Source organism: Streptomyces sp. SJL17-4, assembly GCF_036826855.1.
GTDB lineage: Bacteria > Actinomycetota > Actinomycetes > Streptomycetales > Streptomycetaceae > Streptomyces.
Window position 1 is genome coordinate 569,964 of record NZ_CP104578.1, and the last position, 18,617, is coordinate 588,580.

9 protein-coding genes and 1 tRNA gene are annotated in these 18,617 nt (G+C 74.3%); 6 read left to right on the forward strand and 4 right to left on the reverse strand.

From position 1 onward, the window contains the following. Nucleotides 1-50 precede the first annotated feature (50 nt). From N5875_RS02315 to N5875_RS02335, 5 genes are all read left to right on the forward strand, one after another. On the forward strand, nt 51-1,103 hold the full coding sequence (locus N5875_RS02315) for an iron-siderophore ABC transporter substrate-binding protein (RefSeq protein ID WP_318210534.1): 1,053 nt from the start codon (nt 51-53) through the stop codon (nt 1,101-1,103). A gap of 81 nt (nt 1,104-1,184) precedes the next feature. After that, nucleotides 1,185-2,153, forward strand: a complete 969-nt coding sequence (locus N5875_RS02320; protein ID WP_318210535.1) for an iron ABC transporter permease — start codon at nt 1,185-1,187, stop codon at nt 2,151-2,153. Continuing rightward, nucleotides 2,150-3,250, forward strand: coding sequence for an iron chelate uptake ABC transporter family permease subunit (locus N5875_RS02325; protein ID WP_338491527.1), 1,101 nt, complete (start codon nt 2,150-2,152; stop codon nt 3,248-3,250). The genes N5875_RS02320 and N5875_RS02325 overlap by 4 nt, the downstream gene beginning before the upstream one ends. Before the next feature lie 199 nt (nt 3,251-3,449). Continuing rightward, a complete protein-coding gene (locus tag N5875_RS02330; protein ID WP_338491528.1) occupies nt 3,450-7,838 on the forward strand; it encodes a DEAD/DEAH box helicase in 4,389 nt (1,462 codons plus the stop codon). Further along, nucleotides 7,835-8,455: a hypothetical protein gene (locus N5875_RS02335; protein WP_338491529.1), complete on the forward strand. Its 621-nt coding sequence runs from the start codon at nt 7,835-7,837 to the stop codon at nt 8,453-8,455. The genes N5875_RS02330 and N5875_RS02335 overlap by 4 nt, the downstream gene beginning before the upstream one ends. A 37-nt stretch (nt 8,456-8,492) precedes the next feature. Here N5875_RS02335 and N5875_RS02340 read toward each other — a convergent pair whose 3' ends face one another. The 4 genes from N5875_RS02340 to N5875_RS02355 all read right to left on the reverse strand — a co-directional run bounded on the left by N5875_RS02340 (nt 8,493) and on the right by N5875_RS02355 (nt 17,275). Next, nucleotides 8,493-9,578 (reverse strand): branched-chain amino acid aminotransferase, encoded by a 1,086-nt coding sequence (locus N5875_RS02340; protein ID WP_338491530.1) that lies wholly within the window; start codon nt 9,576-9,578, stop codon nt 8,493-8,495. A 272-nt stretch (nt 9,579-9,850) separates the two neighbouring features. After that, complete coding sequence (locus tag N5875_RS02345; RefSeq protein ID WP_338491532.1) at nt 9,851-14,740, reverse strand: hypothetical protein; 4,890 nt, start codon at nt 14,738-14,740, stop codon at nt 9,851-9,853. 135 nt (nt 14,741-14,875) lie between these two features. Further along, entirely contained in the window at nt 14,876-17,200 is a 2,325-nt protein-coding gene (locus tag N5875_RS02350) for a hypothetical protein (RefSeq protein WP_338491533.1), read from the reverse strand. 3 nt (nt 17,201-17,203) lie between these two features. Next, nucleotides 17,204-17,275 (reverse strand) — tRNA-Pro (locus tag N5875_RS02355). A 242-nt stretch (nt 17,276-17,517) separates the two neighbouring features. Here N5875_RS02355 and N5875_RS02360 point away from each other — a divergent pair. Continuing rightward, the gene (locus tag N5875_RS02360) at nt 17,518-18,543 is read left to right on the forward strand and encodes a LacI family DNA-binding transcriptional regulator (RefSeq protein ID WP_318210541.1); all 1,026 of its coding nucleotides are present in this window, start codon (nt 17,518-17,520) and stop codon (nt 18,541-18,543) included. Nucleotides 18,544-18,617 lie beyond the last annotated feature (74 nt).

Here is an 18,617-nt window from a genome sequence, read left to right on the forward strand (position 1 = left end):
GCCGTCAGTCGGGCCTCGTACATCGCCCTGCCCGGAGACAAGGATCCACCATGCCTTCTGTGTTCACCCCCCTTCGCCGTCGCGCTCTCGTGGCGGGTGCCGCCGCGGTCTCGCTCGGCCTGCTGGTGACCGGGTGCGGCTCGGACGACAAGAAAGACGACGCGGCAGGGCCGGCGAGCAAGGCCCCGGCGGGCGCCTTCCCCGTGACCATCAAGAGCGCCCTCGGTGACGCCGTCATCAAGGACAAGCCGAAGCGCGTGGTGACCCTCGGTCAGGGCTCGGCGGAGACCGCCATCGCCCTCGGCAACGTCCCGGTCGGTATCGAGGAGTACGCCTGGGGCAGCGACAAGAGCGGCTACCTCCCCTGGATCCACGAGGCCGTGACGAAGTCCGGCGCCACGCTGCCCAAGCAGTTCAAGGGTGGCGAGGAGCTCGACATCGAGGCCATCACCGAGCTCGAGCCCGACGTCATCCTCGCCCCGTGGTCCGGTCTGACGCAGAAGCAGTACGACATCCTCAAGGACATCGCGCCCACCGTCGCCTACCCCGAGAAGGCGTGGAGCACGAACTGGGACCAGCAGATCGAGATCATCGCCAAGGCGCTCGGTCAGCCGGAGAAGGCCAAGGAGCTGGAGTCGAAGATCGACAAGCAGCTCGCCGACGCGGCCGCCTCCCGCCCCAACTACAAGAACGTCACGTTCTCGTACATCTACAACACCGGCCCCGGCACCCTCGGCATCTTCAAGCCCGAGGAGCAGCGCGTGGCGATGGTCTCCAAGCTCGGTCTCAAGGTCGACCCGATCGTGAACACCTTCAAGGAGACCGAGGGCACCGACTCCGCCCTCATCGGCCTGGAGAACGCCAACAAGCTGGCGAAGAGCGACATCGCCTTCACCTTCTACATGGACGAGAAGTCCCGCAAGGCCGTCGAGGGCCAGCCGCTGTACGCGGCCATCCCCGCCGTGAAGAAGAACGCGCTCGTGTACAGCCACGACACCCCCTTCGTCACCGCCTCCTCGATGATCAACCCGCTGACGGTGCCGTACAGCATCGAGCGCTACCTCCCGATGATCGACAAGGCCGTCGCCAAGGCCGGGAAGTAACAACGGGTCCTCAGCGTGACCACTCTTTCCCGGACCGGCCAAGGCCCCGCCGTTGTACGGCGGGGCCTTGGCCGGCATGTCATGGCCGCCGTCCTGTGCCTGGTCCTGCTCGCTCTGGCGCTGCTCGCCAGCGTGATGTTCGGCAGCAGGCCGACGTCCGCCGGTGACGTCCTGCGGGTCATCACCGGAGGCGGCGACGAGTACACCCGTACCGTCATCGAGAGCCGCTACCCCCGCACCGTCCTCGGTGTGCTCGCGGGTCTCTGCCTCGCCGTCGCCGGCACCCTGATGCAGGGCATCACGCGCAATCCGCTCGCCGAGCCGGGACTTCTCGGCATCAACGCGGGCGCGTCCGCGAGCATCGTCGCCGCGACCGCCTTCCTCGGTGCCTCCGGGCAGCGGGAGACGATCTGGTGGGCCCTCGTCGGCGCCCTCCTGACCGGTGTCGTCGTCCATGTCGTCGGCACCGCCGGCGGCGGCGGTGGGCCGGTCCGGCTGGTGCTCGCCGGCGCGGTGCTCTCCGCCGTCCTCGCCGCCTTCATCCAGGCCGTCGCCCTGTCCAAGCCGCAGGTCTTCGACACGTACCGCTACTGGGTGGTGGGCGCGCTCGGTGGACGCGGCTTCGACGCCTTCTGGGCGGTCCTGCCGTTCGCCGCGGCCGGCTTCCTGCTGGCCCTGCTGCTGGCGCCGGGACTCAACGCCATGGCCATGGGCGACGACAAGGCCGCCTCCCTCGGCATCAGCCCCGCCCGCGTCAAGGGCGGCGGACTGCTCGCGGCGACGCTGCTCGCCGCCGCCGCGACGGCGGCCGTCGGGCCCATCGCCTTCGTCGGCCTCGCCGTCCCGCACGTCGTCCGGGCGCTGGTGGGCGCCGACTTCCGGGCGCAGATCCTCTTCACCTCCCTCGCGGGGCCGACGCTGCTGCTCTTCGCCGATGTCCTCGGCCGGATCGTGCTGCGCCCGCAGGAACTCATGGTCGGGGTCGTCACCGCCTTCGTCGGCGCTCCCGCCCTGCTCTTCGCCGTTCGCCGTATGAGGGGAGCGGGATGAAGACCGCCGACCGGACCGACGCTCCGGACAGCGCGGAGGTGAGCAAGCCCCGCGCGGCGCGGCCCGCCGGCCGCGGTGTGCTGCGGATCGGCCCCTGGGTCGCCGTACCCGTGCGCCGCACCACCGTGATCGCCGCCGTGGTCTCGCTGCTGCTGCTCTGCGCCGCCGCCGTGGCCACGCTGTCGATGGGCAGGCTCGGCATCGACCTGCCCGATCTGCCGTCGGCCCTCGCGGGCGACGCCACCGGCAAGAACGCCTTCGTCCTGAACCGGCTGCGCGGCCCCCGGCTCGTGGTGGCCATCGCGACCGGCGCGGCCTTCGGTCTCTCCGGGGCCCTGTTCCAGTCCGTCACCCGCAACCCGCTGGGCAGTCCCGACGTCATCGGGCTCGGCGCCGGAGCCGGAGCGGGAGCGGCGGCCGCCGCCCTGTTCCTGCCCGACGTCATGCCGGTGGCCGTCGGCTCCCTGCTCGGCGCGATCCTCGCGATGACGGTCGTGTTCCTCGCCACCGGCACCGGGTTCCGCAGCCCGGGACGGCTCGTGGTGGCCGGTATCGGCGTGGCCGCGATGGCGACCGCGCTGACCCAGTACGTGGTGTACGCCGTCGAGCGCGACAAGGCCAGCGCCCTGACCGCCTACATCAACGGCAGCCTCTCCGCCCGCTCCTGGGACGACGCGGCGACCATCTGGACGGTGCTGCTCGTCTCCCTGCCGTTCGCGGCGCTCCTCGCCCGGCCCCTGAGCATCGGTGAGATGGGCGACGACCTCTCCACCGGCCTCGGGGCCCGACCGGGCCGGACCGCGACCTGGGCCGTCGCGCTGTCGATCGTCCTCTCCGCCGGAGCCGTCAGCGTGGCGGGACCGATCGCCTTCATCTCCCTGACCGCGCCGCAGATCGCCAAGCGGGTCAGCCGCAGCGGCGGCCCGCACCTGGTCATGTCGACCCTGCTCGGAGCCCTGTTGCTGGTGCTTGCCGACCTGACCGCGCAGCAGTTGCCGCTCTTCGACAACCTGCCCGTCGGCCTGTACACGATGGCCGTCGGCGGCGGGTACCTGGGCTATCTGCTGCTGCGCGAGTGGAGGCGTCCCGCCGCCTGACCGACAGGGACCACGCCACCGGTTCCAGCGCCCTCGCGGAGCGCTCACCGACCGCCCCGTACGCCCCCGGCGTCCGGGGCGGTTCCGCGTTCCCGGACAACTGCGGTCGGTCCGATGACCGTTGGAAGATCACGGACCCCACATCTCCGTATACTGAACGCGCACGTCTCATCACGTTATGTGTACGGAGGATCCCCTCGTGGTTGGTCGTTCTCAGCCGGCCGAGGACGTCCGGCAGCCGGCGCCCGCAGAGGCCGGGGTGCTACCCGCGTGGCACGAGCGGGCCAAACGGGCTGTCGTGGAGGGCCGGTCGGACCCCCTCATCGTGGCCGAGGCCGAGCGCCTGGCGCGGTCGCGGCAACTCACCCGGCGAGACCTGCGGATGCTCCTCCTGGTCACCGACGACGACCCGGCGTGGCTGACCGCCCGCCGCCTCGCGGTCGAGGGGCTGCGCGACACCCCGGAGGTCCCGCAGCAGATCCTCACCGCGCACGCGCAGCTCGAGTTCTGGCCACCGCTGACGTACGACGAGTCCGCCGAGCACCTTCCCGACGGATATGTCCTGCACACGGCGGCGGTACGACTCGGCCCGGCCGACGCCCAGGTGACGGGCCCGGCACGCAGCGCCCGGACCGCGGCCCTCGCCCGTCGGTCCGCCGCCGAGGCGATGCTGCGCCGGCTCGCCGGGGTCGGGGAGACGACGGGGGAAGGCAGCGACGAGCGGCTGACGCTGCCGGGCATGGGGACGGAGGCCTTCGAGTCACTCGTCCACACCCGCGCGACGACGGCGGACGAGCCGGGCGAGGAGCTGGCGGCCGAGGTCGACCGCAGGGCGGGCTCGGCGCGGCTGCGGCACCGTGACATCCATCTGCTGCTGTTCGCCGCGCGGGGACCGGGGTGGCGGGAGTCGCGCGTACGTGCCCTGCGGCTCGCGGCGCGGATGCAGAACTCGGCGGCCACGCTGCTGCGCTGGCACGCGGACGAGGAGGGTGCCGAACTCCGGCACACGGTCGTCGCGTCCGACGGAGGGTTCTCCTGCCACTGGAGCCGGGACGCCCGCGACGGCCGCACCATCGACGGCGCCGAACGCACCGCACGCGATCGGCGGCAGGCCGTCCACCTCGGCGCGGTCGCCCTCCTGGCGGAGCTCACCGGGCTTCCGGAACCGGAGGAGGAACGGGCCTCCGACGGCGGCGGCACGTCCCGTTCGGTGCGGATCCAGCCGGTGCCGGCGGGCCAGGACCCGGTGAAGTACCTGAACAAGTACACCCAGTTGGAGGTCATCTCCAAGCCGGAGTCCACGTTCACGGCCGCGCCGAAGAGCGCCGCCTGCACATACACCTGCACCCTCGTCCGTACGGGGGCGGAGGTGTCCGTCACCCGCCGGGCGAAGACGCGTGCGGACGCGCGCCGCGCGGCCGCGTCGGCGCTGATGGAGGAACTGGTCGCACACGACGCCACGCCCACTCCCCCGGCGCGGGGGGCGGAGCGACCGTCCGTGCCGGGTCCGCGGAACGCGGAGGGCCGGCCGCCCGTTCCGGGTCGGAGCGGGGATCCGGGGCGGAGCGGGGATCCGGTGTCCGGCGCGGCCCCGGAGCCTGGTTCGGCCCCGGCTCAGGCCTCTGCCCCGGCCCCGGCCCCCGCCCCCGCCCCGGCCCCCGCCTTACGGATCGCGGTCGGTGCCGTCATCACGGAAGCCCTCGCGGCCGGGTGTGCCGTCGCCTTCCTGCCCGCTGCCGGAACTCCCGCCGCGCTGCTGCTCCACCGGGCCGACGGGGCACCCATGCCGGACGTCGCCCTTCCGGCGCCACTCTCGGCGGCGCGCCGTTCGCTCGTGGTTCCCCCGTCGACCGCCCCCGTGCCCGTGATCGGGTGGCGGGTTCCGCTCGCCCAGGCCGTTCCCGTACTGCTGCGCCGGGACCGGGAGGCCGGATGGCATCCGACGGCGGTGGAGTGGGAGCAGGCGACTCGGCTCGGGCTCCGGGCGGTCGCCGCCGGGCTGGTCCGTCCGGCGCTCACGCCGGACGGGACGGACCGGTGGCGGGTGGGCCCGCTGCCGGGCGCCCTCGCACGGGCCGTGGAGGAGCTCGCCCGCCGCATGTCGCCCCAGGCCCACGCCGCCGCCCATGCCGACTCCCCCGCCGCCACCGCCGACGCCGACGCCGACGCCGACGCCGACGCCGACGGGGGACGCTTCCCGGCCGCGCGCGACGCCCTGCCCGCGTTCCTCGATGCTCTGGCCGACACGATGCTGCGCCCCCCGGCGGCGGTCCTCTTCGGCACCGGCCCGTTCCTCGCACCGGCCGGCCGGCCGCTCCCCGAGGCGGAGGCCGGGCTCGTCCGGCCCTGGCTGGACGCCGTCGAGGACCGGCTGTACGCCGCGCCGCCGCCCGGTCTCGTCGTCGAGTTCGCCGAACCGTCCGAGGAGGAGGCCGCCGCCGGGCGGCTGACCGGTCGCCTGCTCGTCGCCGTCGACCCCGGCGAGCCGGACAAGGAGGTCCCCGCGGCTCGGCTCCGGACGGCGCGGGAGCCGGTGGCAGGGGTCGAGCCGTACCACCTGTGGGAGCGCGTACGCCTCCGGATCGAGCGCGCGGCCCGGCGGTGCGGGCTCCTCGCCGGGCTGCTCACGTCACCCGAACGGCTTGTGGCGGACGCCACGGGGATCGCGCGGCTCCTCGACGCGGAGGCGGATCTGGCGGCCGAGGGTCTCGTGCTGCGCCGGCCACCCGGACTGCGCGATCCGCTCTCCGCCCACACGGTGGTCGGGTCGGAGAACGTCGTGACCGCGGGCGACGCCCTCGGCTCCCACCCCACCGGCGGCGCGCCCCGCTTCAGCCTCCAGGCGCTGCTCGACTTCCGCTGGCAGTTCGCCCTCGGTGGCGACGTACTGAGCGAGGCCGAGATGGACGCGCTCGCGGAGGCCGCCCGGCCCCTCGTCCGGGTCCGGGACCGGTGGGTGCTGCTCGATCCCCTCACGGTGGCGCGCGTACGCCGCCGGGAGATCGGCCCGCTCGCCGGTATCGACGCGCTCACCGCGGCCCTCACCGGCACCGTGAGCGTCGACGGCCGGACGGTACCGTGCCGGGCGGGCGGGAGCCTCGCCGCCGTCGTCGACATCCTGCGTCGCGGCGAGCACGCGCCCCCGGTGCCCGCGCCCGCCGGGCTCGCCGCCACCCTCCGTGCCTACCAGGAGCGGGCGCTGGCCTGGCTCGCGCACACCGGCGGCATCGGGTTCGGCGCGGTCCTCGCCGACGACATGGGACTCGGCAAGACCCTGACGGCCATCGCGTACACCCTGCACCGGTACGAGAACGGGCACCGCGGCCCGGTCCTGGTGGTGTGCCCGTCCTCGCTCGTGACCAACTGGGAGCGGGAGTTCCGCCGGTTCGCCCCGCAGCTCGACGTGACGGTCCACCACGGCGTCCGGCGCAATCTGGACGTCGCCGGGGAGCGGACCGTCGTCCTGACCACGTACGGCGTCCTGCGCCGCGACGACGAACTCACCACCCGAAGCTGGGACATGGTGATCGCGGACGAGGCACAGCACGCCAAGAACCACGCCTCCTCCACCGCCCGCCGCCTGCACGCGCTCACGTCCACCACGCGGCTCGCGCTGAGCGGCACCCCGGTCGAGAACAACCTCTCCGAGCTGTGGACCCTGCTCGACTGGGCCAACCCCGGCCTCTTCGGCCCGCTGAAGTCCTTCCGGTCCCGGTACGCGGCCGCCGCCGAGCGCGATCCGGACGGCCCGGCCGCGCACGCCCTGGCCCGGCTCATCGCACCGTTCCTCCTGCGCCGCCGGAAGACCGACCCGCATGTCGCCCCCGAACTGCCCGCGAAGGTCGAGACACGGCGGATCGTCGAACTCACGGCGGAGCAGGTCGCCCTCTACGAAGCCGTCGTCCGCGAGACGATGGAACAGCTCGCCCACTCCCCCTCCCTCGCCCGCTCCGGCCTGGTGTTCAAGCTGATCACCGCCCTGAAGCAGATCACCAACCATCCCGCGCACTACTGGGGTGAGGACCATCCCGGCCCGTCCGGAGCAGGGGAGTTCACCGCGCGGTCGGCCAAGCTGGAAGCCCTCGGCGAGCTCGTCGAGGCCATCACCGCGCGCGGCGAGGCAGCGCTCGTCTTCACCAGCTACGTCACGATGGGCCGACTGCTCACCGAGCACCTCACGCACCTCGGCCACCGCCCGCTGTTCCTCCACGGCGGACAGGACACCCGGCAGCGACAGGAGCTCGTCGACGCCTTCCAGGCGGGCCGCTCACCGCTGTTCGTCCTGTCCCTCAAGGCGGGCGGCACCGGCCTCACCCTGACCCGGGCCAGCCACGTCGTGCACTTCGACCGCAGCTGGAACGCCGCCGTGGAGGACCAGGCGTCGGACCGTGCGCACCGGATCGGGCAACGGCGGACCGTCACCGTCCACCGGCTCGTCACCCGCGGCACGATCGAGGACCGGATCGATCAGCTCCTCGCGCACAAACGAGCGTTGCAGGAGACGGTGCTGGGCACGGGGGACGCCGGAATCGCCCGGCTCTCCGACCGCGAACTCGTCGACCTCGTCAGCCTGGGAGACCCGTCGTGACCACCTCCACCGAACCCACTTCCGTACTGGACGGCCTCAGCGAGCCGCCACCGGCGCCGCTACCCGGGCTCGACGTGCTGCGCGCCCTCGTCGCCGACGCGGCGCTCCGTGCGGCGGCTCTGCTGGACGGTCCCGAAGGCGCGCTCGCGGACGGCGCCGCAGCCCCGTACGGTGCCGCCGCCGACGGCGTCGACGACGTCACCGCGGACATCGTCCGCTTCGTCGCCCAGAACGGGGACTCCCATCTCGAGCGTGCCGCCCACCACCTCGGCGTCCCGCCGGGCCGGTTGAGACTTCTCGCCACGGCCCACCGGTGGGGCGGGCGGCCCGCCGTCGCCACCTGCCTCGCGCCGCTGCCCGCCGACCCCGAGGTCCTCGCCGCCGCCGAGCACGCCGTCCAGTCCCTCCGTCCCTCCCCCACCGCCCCCGTGGAGCGCCACCACAACCACCTCACCGACGCGCCCGCGCGGGTCCAGCTGCGGTACGGCCCCGATCGCCGCTGGCACCCGTACGTGGAGCGCTACGGCGGCTGGCAGCCGGCCGCCGCGCCGCACCCCGACGCGGCCACGGCCTACCGGGCCGCTCGTACGGCGCTCCGCGCGGCGACGCGCACATGACGGCGCGAGGAGGACACGGACACGGCGGCCGGGGCGGTCAGACGAGGCGCCGCATCCACCCGTGGGGGTCTTCGGCCCGGCCGAACTGGATGTCCACCAGGCGGCGGCGCAGACGCATCGTCACCGAGTCCTCGGCGCCCGTGTCCGGAGCGACGACCTCGCCGTCGGTCCAGACGAGACGCCCGACCGGGGTCACCGCGGCGCCGGTGCCGCAGGCGAAGACCTCGCGGATCGCGCCGGTCCGCGCGCCCTCCTGCCATTCGGTGATATCGACGGCCCGCTCCTCGACGTCGAGGCCCATCTCCTTCGCGAGGGAGAGGATGGACGCCCGCGTCACGCCTTCCAGGATGGTGCCGAGTTCCGGTGTGACGAGGCGGCCGTCGTCCGTGACGAAGAACAGGTTCATGCCGCCGAGTTCCTCGACGTAACGCCCCTCGGTCCCGTCGAGGAAGCAGACCTGGTCGCAGCCGTGCTCTCCGGCCTCCAGCATCGGCGCGAGGCTCGCCGCGTAGTTGCCGCCGCACTTGGCGGCCCCGGTGCCGCCGCGCCCGGCGCGGGTGTATTCCGTGGAGAGCCAGATCGAGACCGGCTTGACGCCGCCGGAGAAGTACGGGCCGACAGGTGAGGCGATCACCATGTAGGTGACCTCGGCGGCGGGCCGGACACCGAAGAAGGCCTCCGATGCGAACATGAACGGGCGCAGATAGAGGCTCTGTTCCTCACCGGACGGCACCCAGGCCTCGTCGGCGCGGACGAGCGCCGTGACCGATTCGAGGAAGGCGGGCAGCGGGAGTTCGGGAAGGGCGAGGCGCCGTGCGGAGCGCGCGAACCGCTCGCCGTTGGCCTCCGGGCGGAACGTCCAGACCGATCCGTCCGCGTGCCGGTAGGCCTTCATCCCCTCGAAGATCTCCTGCGCGTAGTGCAGGACCGCGGCGCCCGGGTGCATGGGGATCGGGGCGAACGGGACCACGACTGCGTCGTTCCATCCGCGGTCCGCCGTCCACACCGCGCGGGCCATGTGATCGGTGAAGTACTGGCCGAACTTGGGGTCGGTGAGGATCTCGGCGCGCCGCTCGGCACTCGTGGGAGTGGGGTTGGGCTGAAGCGTGAACCGCAGACTCATCGCGGGTGACCCTCTCGGTGGGCGCTCGGAACGGCGCGTGCGTACTCCATGATGGCTGACGGCTCGGCACCGTAACGGGCGATCGCCTTACGTAGCAAGAGCGTTGGGACACGCCAGGAGGCGGTGGTCCCGGCGGTGGTCCGGGCAGTGGTCCGGGCGGTGGTCCGGGCAGTGGTCCGGGCAGTGGTCCGGGCAGTGGTCCGGGCAGTGGTCCGGGCGGTGGTCCGGGCGCTGGTCCGGGCGCTGGGGCGCGGGGACCACCGCCGCCCGCGTCAGGCCCGCTGCTCCCGCTCTCGCTCCCACGCCTCCGCGAACATCTCGTGCAGCGGGGCCGTCGGCAGCAACCGTACGAACGGGGACCGGAGTTGGTTGCTCCACAGCGGGCGCACCCGGTGGCCGGCCAGCTTCACCTTCTCCAGGGGCAGGTGCGGGGACTTCAGCTCGGTCCACTCGCCGGGCAGGAACAGGGTCCGGCCCGCCCGTGCCCGCTTGGCCTCCAGGACCGCGCCGGTGGCGAGGAGTTCCGCCCGGACCTCCGCGTGCCGCTTGCTCGTCCAGCCGTTCCACCTGCGTACGTTGCGGTCGGTGGGTGCCGCGAGCGTCGCGAGCTGGAGGTACAGGGCGGCCGCGTCCGTCCCGGCGCCGAGCTCGTCGGCCACGCGCGCGACCAGCTCCGGACAGGACTGCCGGGGATCCGCCTCGTACGCGCCGTCCGGTACGGCTCCGGAGCCGGCCCGCCGCATCATCCGGTCGAGCCCGCCGCCGACGAGGAGCGGCGCCACCCGGTCCAGTTCCTCCGCGAGGTCGGTGACCTCGCGGACCCGGCGCCACGCCTCGGGACCGGTGACCTCGGCGGGCCGCAGGAAGGCGTTGCCGCCGGGTGCGCACACCACCAGGGGGCCGGAGTCGTAGGCCGTCATGGTCGGCATCTCCCCCTCCTCCTTCCGGCGGTCCAGGGACACCGGCAGCGTCGCGGGCCCGAACCGCTCGGCGATCCGTGCCGAGGTGTCCTGGACCCGCCCGCCGGGCAGCTCGACGAGGAGTTCCGGACGGGACAGCTCGGCCCGCAGTCGCTCGTACAGGGCCGTCGCACCGGCCACCGCCGGGTCGCCGACGGGCCGGTCGGTCCACGCCCAGACCAGCGCGCTCGCGATCCGCTCGATCGCGAGGCCGACCGGGGTGCCGTAGGGCAGCTCGGGTCCCGCCGGCGGCAGGGCCCTCACCTCCACGCCCAGGCCGTACCGGGGTGCCGCGAGGTCCCAGTCGGCGGCGGGTACGGTCGTGTCCTCGGCGGCCTCGTAGCCGCCCGCGAGGCGTCGTGCCCACACCTCGGAGAGGCCGAGGTCGGCCTCCAGGGTGTCGGCCGCCTCGTCGTGCACGGTGGGCAGCCCCCCGATCCGCTCGCGCCACACGGCCGCCATCCGCTCCACGGCCGCGTCGACACCGCCGGGCCGCCACAGCTCGGCCGTGTCGTCGGGCAGCGCGGCCGCGAGCACGGCCCTCCGTCCGGCGCCCCCGAGGCGCGCGCGGAGCTTCTCGTAGGCCTCGGCCGTCATCGGACTGGCCTTGTACGGGGCCTTGCGGGCGAGGGAGCGGTCCTCGTCCCGGTCGGCGCGGCCGACGAGTCCGGCGACCACGAGCCGGGCCACGGGCCGGCGTACGCCCGTCAGTTCGGCGAACCGCGCCGCCGCCGACTCCGGCACGGGGAGGGGTCCGTGCGCGTCGATCGCCGCGAGGAGGGCCCGCAGCCGGGCCGCGTCGTCCCGCTCCACCCGGACGAGCCGGGCCTCGGCGACCGCCGCCGGCACGGGGTCGTCCTCCGTCGTGTCGGTGGCGGGGGCGACGAACCAGCAGGCGTCCCCGGCGTCCCACCGCGCGGCGGACGCCACGGTGGTCCCGCTTTCCCTCAGTCCGTCCAGGCTCTCGGCCCCGGGGGTACGGCCGACCCACCACCGGCTGCCCTCGCGGGCGAACGGCTGGTCGGCCCAGGTCTCCAGGAGCGCGCGCAGGGCGGCCCGTTCCGGGTCCGGGGTCGGGGCGACCGCCGCGCGCCAGGCGACGGCGTCGATCGCGCCGAGGAGCTGCGACCAGTCGTGCGGCAGGGCGGGCGGGGAGAGCCGCCGGACCTCCTCCACGATCGTCCCGGCCAGGCAGGCGCCGTCGGCGGCGAGCGCGCTCAGGGTCGCGGGCTGGGCGACGTCCCGGCTCCGCCGCCAGGTGTCGTCCTTGCCGTCCACGACGAGACCGCACAGCGCGGGCATCAGCTCGGTGTCCGGCACCGCGCGGCTCGGCAGGACGGGCGGCGCCTCGGCGAGCAGGGTGACGCGCCGGTGCAGGGCGCGCCGTCGCTCCTCCACGCGGGCGGCCCGCTCGGCCACCGCGACGACGGCCTCGACCAGGACCGGGGCGGTGGCCTCGGGCAACTCCCGTGCCACGGCGGCGCGCAGTGCCGCCGCGCCGTCGAGGGCGGCGGTCAGGAGGGTGTCGGCCGTCGCCTGTTCCACGGTCCGCAGCGCCTTGGAGCCGGCCGGGTCCCGGGTCCGCAGCAGGTACCAGAAGGCGGGCGGGAGAGCCACGCCGTGGGACACGGTGGCCCTGCGGGCCGGCTTCACGCGCGGGTGGGCGGGCGAGTGGTGGCCGTCCAGCTCCCACAGCAGGGCGCCGTCGGCGGCGTACGCGCGCACGCCCGTCCGGGTCTGCGCCTCGGCGAGGACGACGTCCTCCACCGCGCCCTCCGGCGCCGCCCAGAGTCCCCAGGGTTCCTGTCCCGGCCGGTCGATGTCGAAGCGGGCCCTGCGTCCGTCGATGCTCTCCAGGAGGTAGTGGTCGGGCGCGTTGTCGCGGTAGCGGGTGCGGAAGAGCACCCGGGTGCCGACGAGTCCGTCGCGGCTGCCGAGCGTGGAGTCGGTCATGCCGGCGGGCAGGGGCGCGAGGTGCAGCGCCTCGCGGGCGAGGGTCTTGTCCGCCTCGGAGGGCTCCAGGGCCGGATCGGTGCTCGCGGGGCGGCCCGGGAAGTCGGGCAGCGGGGTCGCGCCCTGCCGCTCGCCGGTGACCGGGTCGACGACCTCCCACGGCCGCCGCCCGTAGACGGCGTTGGTCCAGATCCGGGTGCCGTCGCTCAGCTGCAGCTCCTCCCGGTCGATCCCCTCCGTGCCGCCGGGCCGCGTCACCCGGAGGCCACCGTGCCGCCCGCCTCCGTCGGCGGTCTCGAACTGGAAGCCGTACGCCCCGTCCAGGCTGCCGCCGAAGGGCACCAGGCCGCCGAACTCCTCCGGGGTGAACGGCTCCTCGGGGCGGTCGGCCCAGACGGCGGTGTCGCAGTAGTACGGGCGCGGCTTGAGGCTCCAGCTGACGAGGAACGAGCCGCCGACGTAGTGGACGGCGAACATGGTCGCCTCCTCCGGCACCGTGAACCGGCAGGAGCCGCGCACTCCGTCCGGGGCGACGGCGACGGCACGCTCGCGCCCGAAGACCGTCAGCACGGGCCAGGTGGACGTCACACCGGCCACGCCGGGAAGTCCGGCGGCACCGATCGCGTCGACGGCGCCGAACATCGCGTCGGCCGCACCTTCCGCGTCCGGCTCTCCGGCAGCGTCCGGCTCCCCGGCCGCGTCCTGCTCCCCGGCCGTGTCCGTGTCCGTGTCCGTGTCCGTGTCCGGCTTCCCGGCGGCGCGGACGGCGTCGGCCGCGAACTCCTCGTACACGGCCTCCAGCGCGGGCCAGGCGAGTTCCTCCGGCAGACCCGCCGCGAGCGAGCGCCGCAGCGCGCCGTCGGCGGACGCGCCCGCGAGGGCGTCGGCGATCCCGCCGAGCGCCGTCACCGTAGGCCGGTCGAGGAGGGTCTCCAGCTCGGCGACGGACTCCTCGGCGCCCGCCATGCCGCCGCCCCCGACGGCGTCGACGAGCTTGCCGACCCGCCCGGCCACCTCGTGGGCGATGCCCTCGTTGCCGGGGAGCAGTGTCACGGCCGATCCGGGCTTGCGCGCGGGTGCGCCGTACCACTGGGGCTTCAGGCCGGCGTGCACGGTGCCTTCGAGGCGGGGGCCGAAGACGGGGTCGGCGGCGAGGGCGGTGAGGTCGCGCCGGGACTTCTCGTCCCAGAAGCGCATCCGGGTCTCCGGGCCGGGGTCGACGACGGTGACCCCGGCGGCCAGACAGGCGTCCAGGACGTCGGCGTCGAAGCCCTGGTAGTGGTGGCGGGTGGTGTGCACGGTCAACGCGTCGCCCGCGGCCCGCAGACGCGGCCCGAGCCTGCCGACGAGGTCGAGGAACTCGGGCGGCAGCTGCTGGCGCCCGACTCCGCCGCGGGGCTGTCGTGCGTACTGGTACATGTGGACGAAGTGGCCGACCCAGCGGTGCAGTCCGCCCTCCGGCACGAGCCGTCCGGCTTCCATCGCCTCCGTGGCGCCGCACCCGATCAGCACCCGCAGCCAGGCCCCGCCGTCGGTGACGCTCTCCGGGAAGACCTCGACGAGTCCGGCGGCGATCTCGTCCGTCGGCGGATGAGCCGCCAGGACCGGCTCGGCGCCGATGAGAAGGGCGTCCGGGACGGATTTCTTCCGGGTGACCGACAGAATCGCGCCCACCACGCGCGCGACCTCGTCGTCCCCGTGCCCGGCGGCCTTGGCGGAGGCCCGGACGCGGCGCACGAGGTCGGCCGGGAGATCGGCCTTCGACCCGGCCCAGGCGGTCAGGAACTCCCCGAGCGCTGCGTGCGCCTCGACGGGTTCGAGCGACTCGGCGAGGAACTTCTGATGGGCCCCGAACTCCTTGGCGGGCATGGCCCCGCCGCGGGCGAACAACAGCCCGTTGGCCCGACGGTAGGCCGGGTCCACGGCCAGCCCGTGCTCGGCCTCGGCGGCCCGCGCGGCCACGTAGGCCCGGCCGCCGGGACGGCTCCCGTAACCGATCAGCCGATGCCCGACGGTGTCCCAGAACCACGGCAGGTGCGCGGTGGGCAACTGCCGCGCCCGCCACGCCATGGTGTCGACGAACGCGCCGGGCTTCGTCCAGGACCGGTTGAGTTCGGCTCCCATGGCCTCGTTGAGGTCGCGGGCCGCCGCAGTGGCGTCCGGATCATGGGCGGCGACCCAGTCGGCGTACGTGGTCGAGACGTGCGTGCTGCCCTTGGCGGGCACCAGGGCTTCGAGCGAGGCGATCATGACGGGATCGTCGCACGCACCACTGACAGGCCCGAAGCAACGGGGTGTTCATCGCCGAGACGAGGCGCACGCACCTCCGCACGTCCCCCGTCCGGACGGGGCCCACCGACGCTCCGGTTCACCCCCGGTGCAGGCTCACCGACCAGCCGGCCCCACCGGCCCCTCGCCCAGCCAGTGTCCGCCCGTGGTGGTCCAGCCGGTCAGCCTGCGGGCCCGACCGGCGTCCGCCGTACCGTCGGCGGCGAAGGCACCGCCGTCGACGACAAGCCGCAGACCCACGAGGGCCGGTGCCAGCCGGGCGGCCACGTGCGCGGGGTGGCGTGCCGCCTCCTCTCGCGTCCAGGCCACTGCCCCGGCCGCCTCCTTCTCGTCGCACAGCGACAAGTGGAACAGCATCTGCCGCCAGGCGTACGCGGCATCCTTGACCGTTCCCAGCGGGCGCTGTTCGTGGTGCGCCCGCCCCGTCAGACGGCACACCGTCACGAAGCAGCGCCGGGCCAGATCCACCCAGCCGGTGTCGGGCGCGATGCCGACGCGGTGGACCAGGGTGGCGAGGTTGTGGGTCGTCAGGATCTGGGCCTGTTCGATGACCGTGCCGTTCTCCGCCACGCTGTGGAGACCTCGCGCACCGGCCCGCTCATGGCACAGTGCCGCGAACTCCGGTGCTTCCACCGCGGCCTTCCGCCGGGTCGCCCCGCGTCCGACACCGCCGTCGCCCCGGGCACGAACGGCCGCGTAGTCGATGCCGTAGTACCGCTCGTACAGCGACCCACCGCCGAGAAGCTCCCCCGCAACCACCGCCGCTGCCTGGAACTTCCGGCTGAAGGTACCCATGAAGATGTCCGCGGCCAGTTCCTCGACCAGAGGGGCGTCCAGGTCGGTCCGGCGGGCGAGGACAGCGAGTTCACGGACGAGCGGGTTGGGCAGCAGGGTGCCGGGGAAGCCGTCCACGGCGACCTCGGCGAGCCGGCGCAGCGTCGTGTGCGCGGAGGCACGCACGCGGGTGTCCGAGGCACGCTGTGCCGATACCGCGCGGACCCAGGGCAGTTCCTCGGGCCTGATCTGCCGCTCCAGGTCGAGCATCAGGAGGGAGCGGCGGTTGCGGAACGCCCGGTAGTTCGCGGCCGTCAGCGCGCGCAGCGGAGCGTCCCGGTAGGCCGCGGCGGTCTCGGCGGCGACGAGCTGGGGAACCAGCTCGGCCATCACCTCCGCGGAGGGCACCACGCCGAGCTCCACCAGAGTGCGGAGCGGCGCGCTCCGCGCCGTCTCGACCACGCGGCGGATCGCGGGCGGCACGGCGGTCCCGGCGGGCAGGCCCGAGCGGCGCTGCTCCGCCTCCGTCACCGGTGCGACGAGTTCGGTCACGTCGGACGCGCCGGTCTCCTGCGGGAGGCCCGACATCCGGTGGGCGACGAGGCGGGCGATGTCCTGGTGGGAGGGCAGCGCGGCCTGGGCCGCCTGGGCGCTCCGTACCGCCGTGTGCCGTTCCGAGCCGGGCAGGCCCCGCTTGCGGACCATCGAGGTGACGGCGTGCCGCAGCAGCCCGAGCCGCCGCGCGTCGAGCGGGCGCCCGGCCGTCGTCTCCTCCAGGGCTCCGCGCAGGATCTCGGGGTTGCCCTTGGGGTCGCGGTGACGACCGCACAGCGTGTGCTCCTGGGCCAGGACCCGGTAGCGGTCGAGGAGGGCGGCGCCGCGCTCGTGCCATCCGGTGCCCGGTTCGCGGTCGAGGACCCGGTGGTCGGGGCCGGCCGTCTCCAACCAGTGCCCGAGCAGCTCGTCCTCGAAGGGCCGCCAGACGGCGAGCGCCTCGCGCTGGGTTTCGACGGCGATGTTCGGGCCGCGGCCGGACAGCGTGGCTCCGGCCTGCGCGACCGTACGGCGCTGTACGGCGTCGATGTCGGGCGCCCGGGAGGCGGTCGGGCGCGGGGTGAACCGAAGCGTGGCCGCGAACGGGCCGATCTCCCGTACGAGTTCGAGGGCCGCGTCGGTTTCCCCGGCCCGTACGAGCCAGGCCACGGTGAGAAGCGCGGCTTCCTCGGGGACGGTCACCTCGTAGCAGGTGCTGTCGAGGAGGGCCCACAGCTCCGCGAGGCCTGCCTCGGTGAGGCGATGGGCGAACAGGGCTTCCCTGTCCTCCGGGACGCCGGCCTTCCGGGCCGCCTCGACCTCGTACGGCAGGAGAGGGCCACCGGCGCGGGCGGCGCCCGTGGCGAAGCCCCCGTGCAGCACCTCGAGGGTCACCCAGGCCGGCAGGCCGCGCGCCGGTGTCCGCGAGCCGATCCGCAGCGTGCCGTCGGCCATGCCGGCGAGCACGCGGCGCCAGCCGCCGGCCCGTTCCTCGGCACGCGCCCGCGTGGCGGGGTCCGTGTGGTGGAGCGCGGTGACGAAGGCACGGGCCAGCTGCCCCTCCGCGTAGGAGCGCGACACGATCGGAAGCTGCTTGTCAGCGTGTGTGTCCATAAGCCGACATGGCGGGTTCCGCCCCCGCGCCCTCCGGGTCCCGAGCCCGGTGCTCTGCTGCTGAGCTACATGTCGTAGGGCTGTGACGCTAGTCAGCCCGCCGGAGGGGCGGCAACGGAGTTTCGCGGAGGCGTGGCAGCCGGCGCGGGCGGCCGGTTCGGCGAAGGGTGCCGGCGTCACCTCTCCCGGGTGGTGGGAGAGGGTTCGCTCTGGGAGCGCTCTCAGAGGGTGGGTCCTACAGATATCCTGATCCGCACAGGAACGCACACCGCACGCGGACACCCCAGCCCCACCCACGCAGCCGAGGAGCGCACGCCTTGCCCGAGCAGACCACGGGGCCCCGCCCCACGCTGGAAGCCGTCGCCGCTCGCGCCGGCGTGTCCCGCGCCACGGCCTCGCGGGTCGTCAACGGCGGCGCGGGCGTACGGCCTCCGCTGGTCGAGAAGGTGCGCAGGGCCGTCGACGAGCTCGGTTACGTGCCCAATCACGCGGCCCGCACGCTGGTCACCCGGCGCAACGGCGCCGTGGCGGTGATCATCGCGGAGCCCGAGTTCCGGATCTTCTCGGACCCGTTCTTCGAGCAGCAGGTACGGGGCATCAGCCGGGAGCTGACCGCGCACGACGCCCAGCTGGTGCTGTTGTGGGTGGAGGGACCGGGGGATCACGACCGGATCGCCCGCTACCTCGGGGGCGGGCACGTCGACGGCGCGCTGGCCTTCTCGCTGCACAACGACGACGCGCTGCCGGCCGTCATCGACCGGACCCGTATCCCGGTGGTCTACGGCGGGCGGCCGGGTCCCGGTACGAGTCCGGCCGTGCCGTTCGTCGACTGCGACAACCGCGGGGGCGCCCGTGAGGCGGTGCGGCACCTGGTGGATCTCGGCCGGCGGAGCATCGCGCACATCTCCGGGCCGGACGACCAGACGTCGGCGATCGACCGGCTCCACGGCTATCGCGACGTGCTGATCGACGCCGATCCCGCTCTGCTGTGCCGGGGCGACTTCACCGAGGAGAGCGGTGCCCGCGCGATGGCGGAGCTGCTCGACCGGAGGCCGGACCTCGACGCCGTGTTCGTGGCCAACGACCTGATGGCTTCGGGCGCGTTGCTGACGCTGCGCGAGCGTGGGGTGCGGGTGCCGGAGGACGTGGCGGTCGTCGGTTTCGACGACATGGCCTCGGTGGTGCGCAGGACCTCCCCGTCCCTGACCACCGTGCACCAGGACATCGAGGACATGGGCCGGCTGATGGTGAAGCTGCTGATGCGGCTGCTCGACGGGACCGGCCCGGGAGTCCCCGCGTCCGTCGTCACGCCGACGTCGCTCGTGCTCCGCGACTCGGCCTGAGGCGCCGGGCGGAGCGGGCGGGAGTACGTGGGACGGCGGGCCGGGTGAGGAGGAACCCGGCCCGCCGCTCCGTT

Excerpts from the sequence above, each read along its gene's own strand:
- N5875_RS02345 (WP_338491532.1), bottom strand. The coding sequence starts at position 14,740 with ATGATCGCCTCGCTCGAAGCCCTGGTGCCCGCCAAGGGCAGCACGCAC.
- N5875_RS02315 (WP_318210534.1), top strand. The coding sequence starts at position 51 with ATGCCTTCTGTGTTCACCCCCCTTCGCCGTCGCGCTCTCGTGGCGGGT.
- N5875_RS02325 (WP_338491527.1), top strand. The coding sequence starts at position 2,150 with ATGAAGACCGCCGACCGGACCGACGCTCCGGACAGCGCGGAGGTGAGC.
- N5875_RS02350 (WP_338491533.1), bottom strand. The coding sequence starts at position 17,200 with ATGGACACACACGCTGACAAGCAGCTTCCGATCGTGTCGCGCTCCTAC.
- N5875_RS02340 (WP_338491530.1), bottom strand. The coding sequence starts at position 9,578 with ATGAGTCTGCGGTTCACGCTTCAGCCCAACCCCACTCCCACGAGTGCC.
- N5875_RS02320 (WP_318210535.1), top strand. The coding sequence starts at position 1,185 with ATGGCCGCCGTCCTGTGCCTGGTCCTGCTCGCTCTGGCGCTGCTCGCC.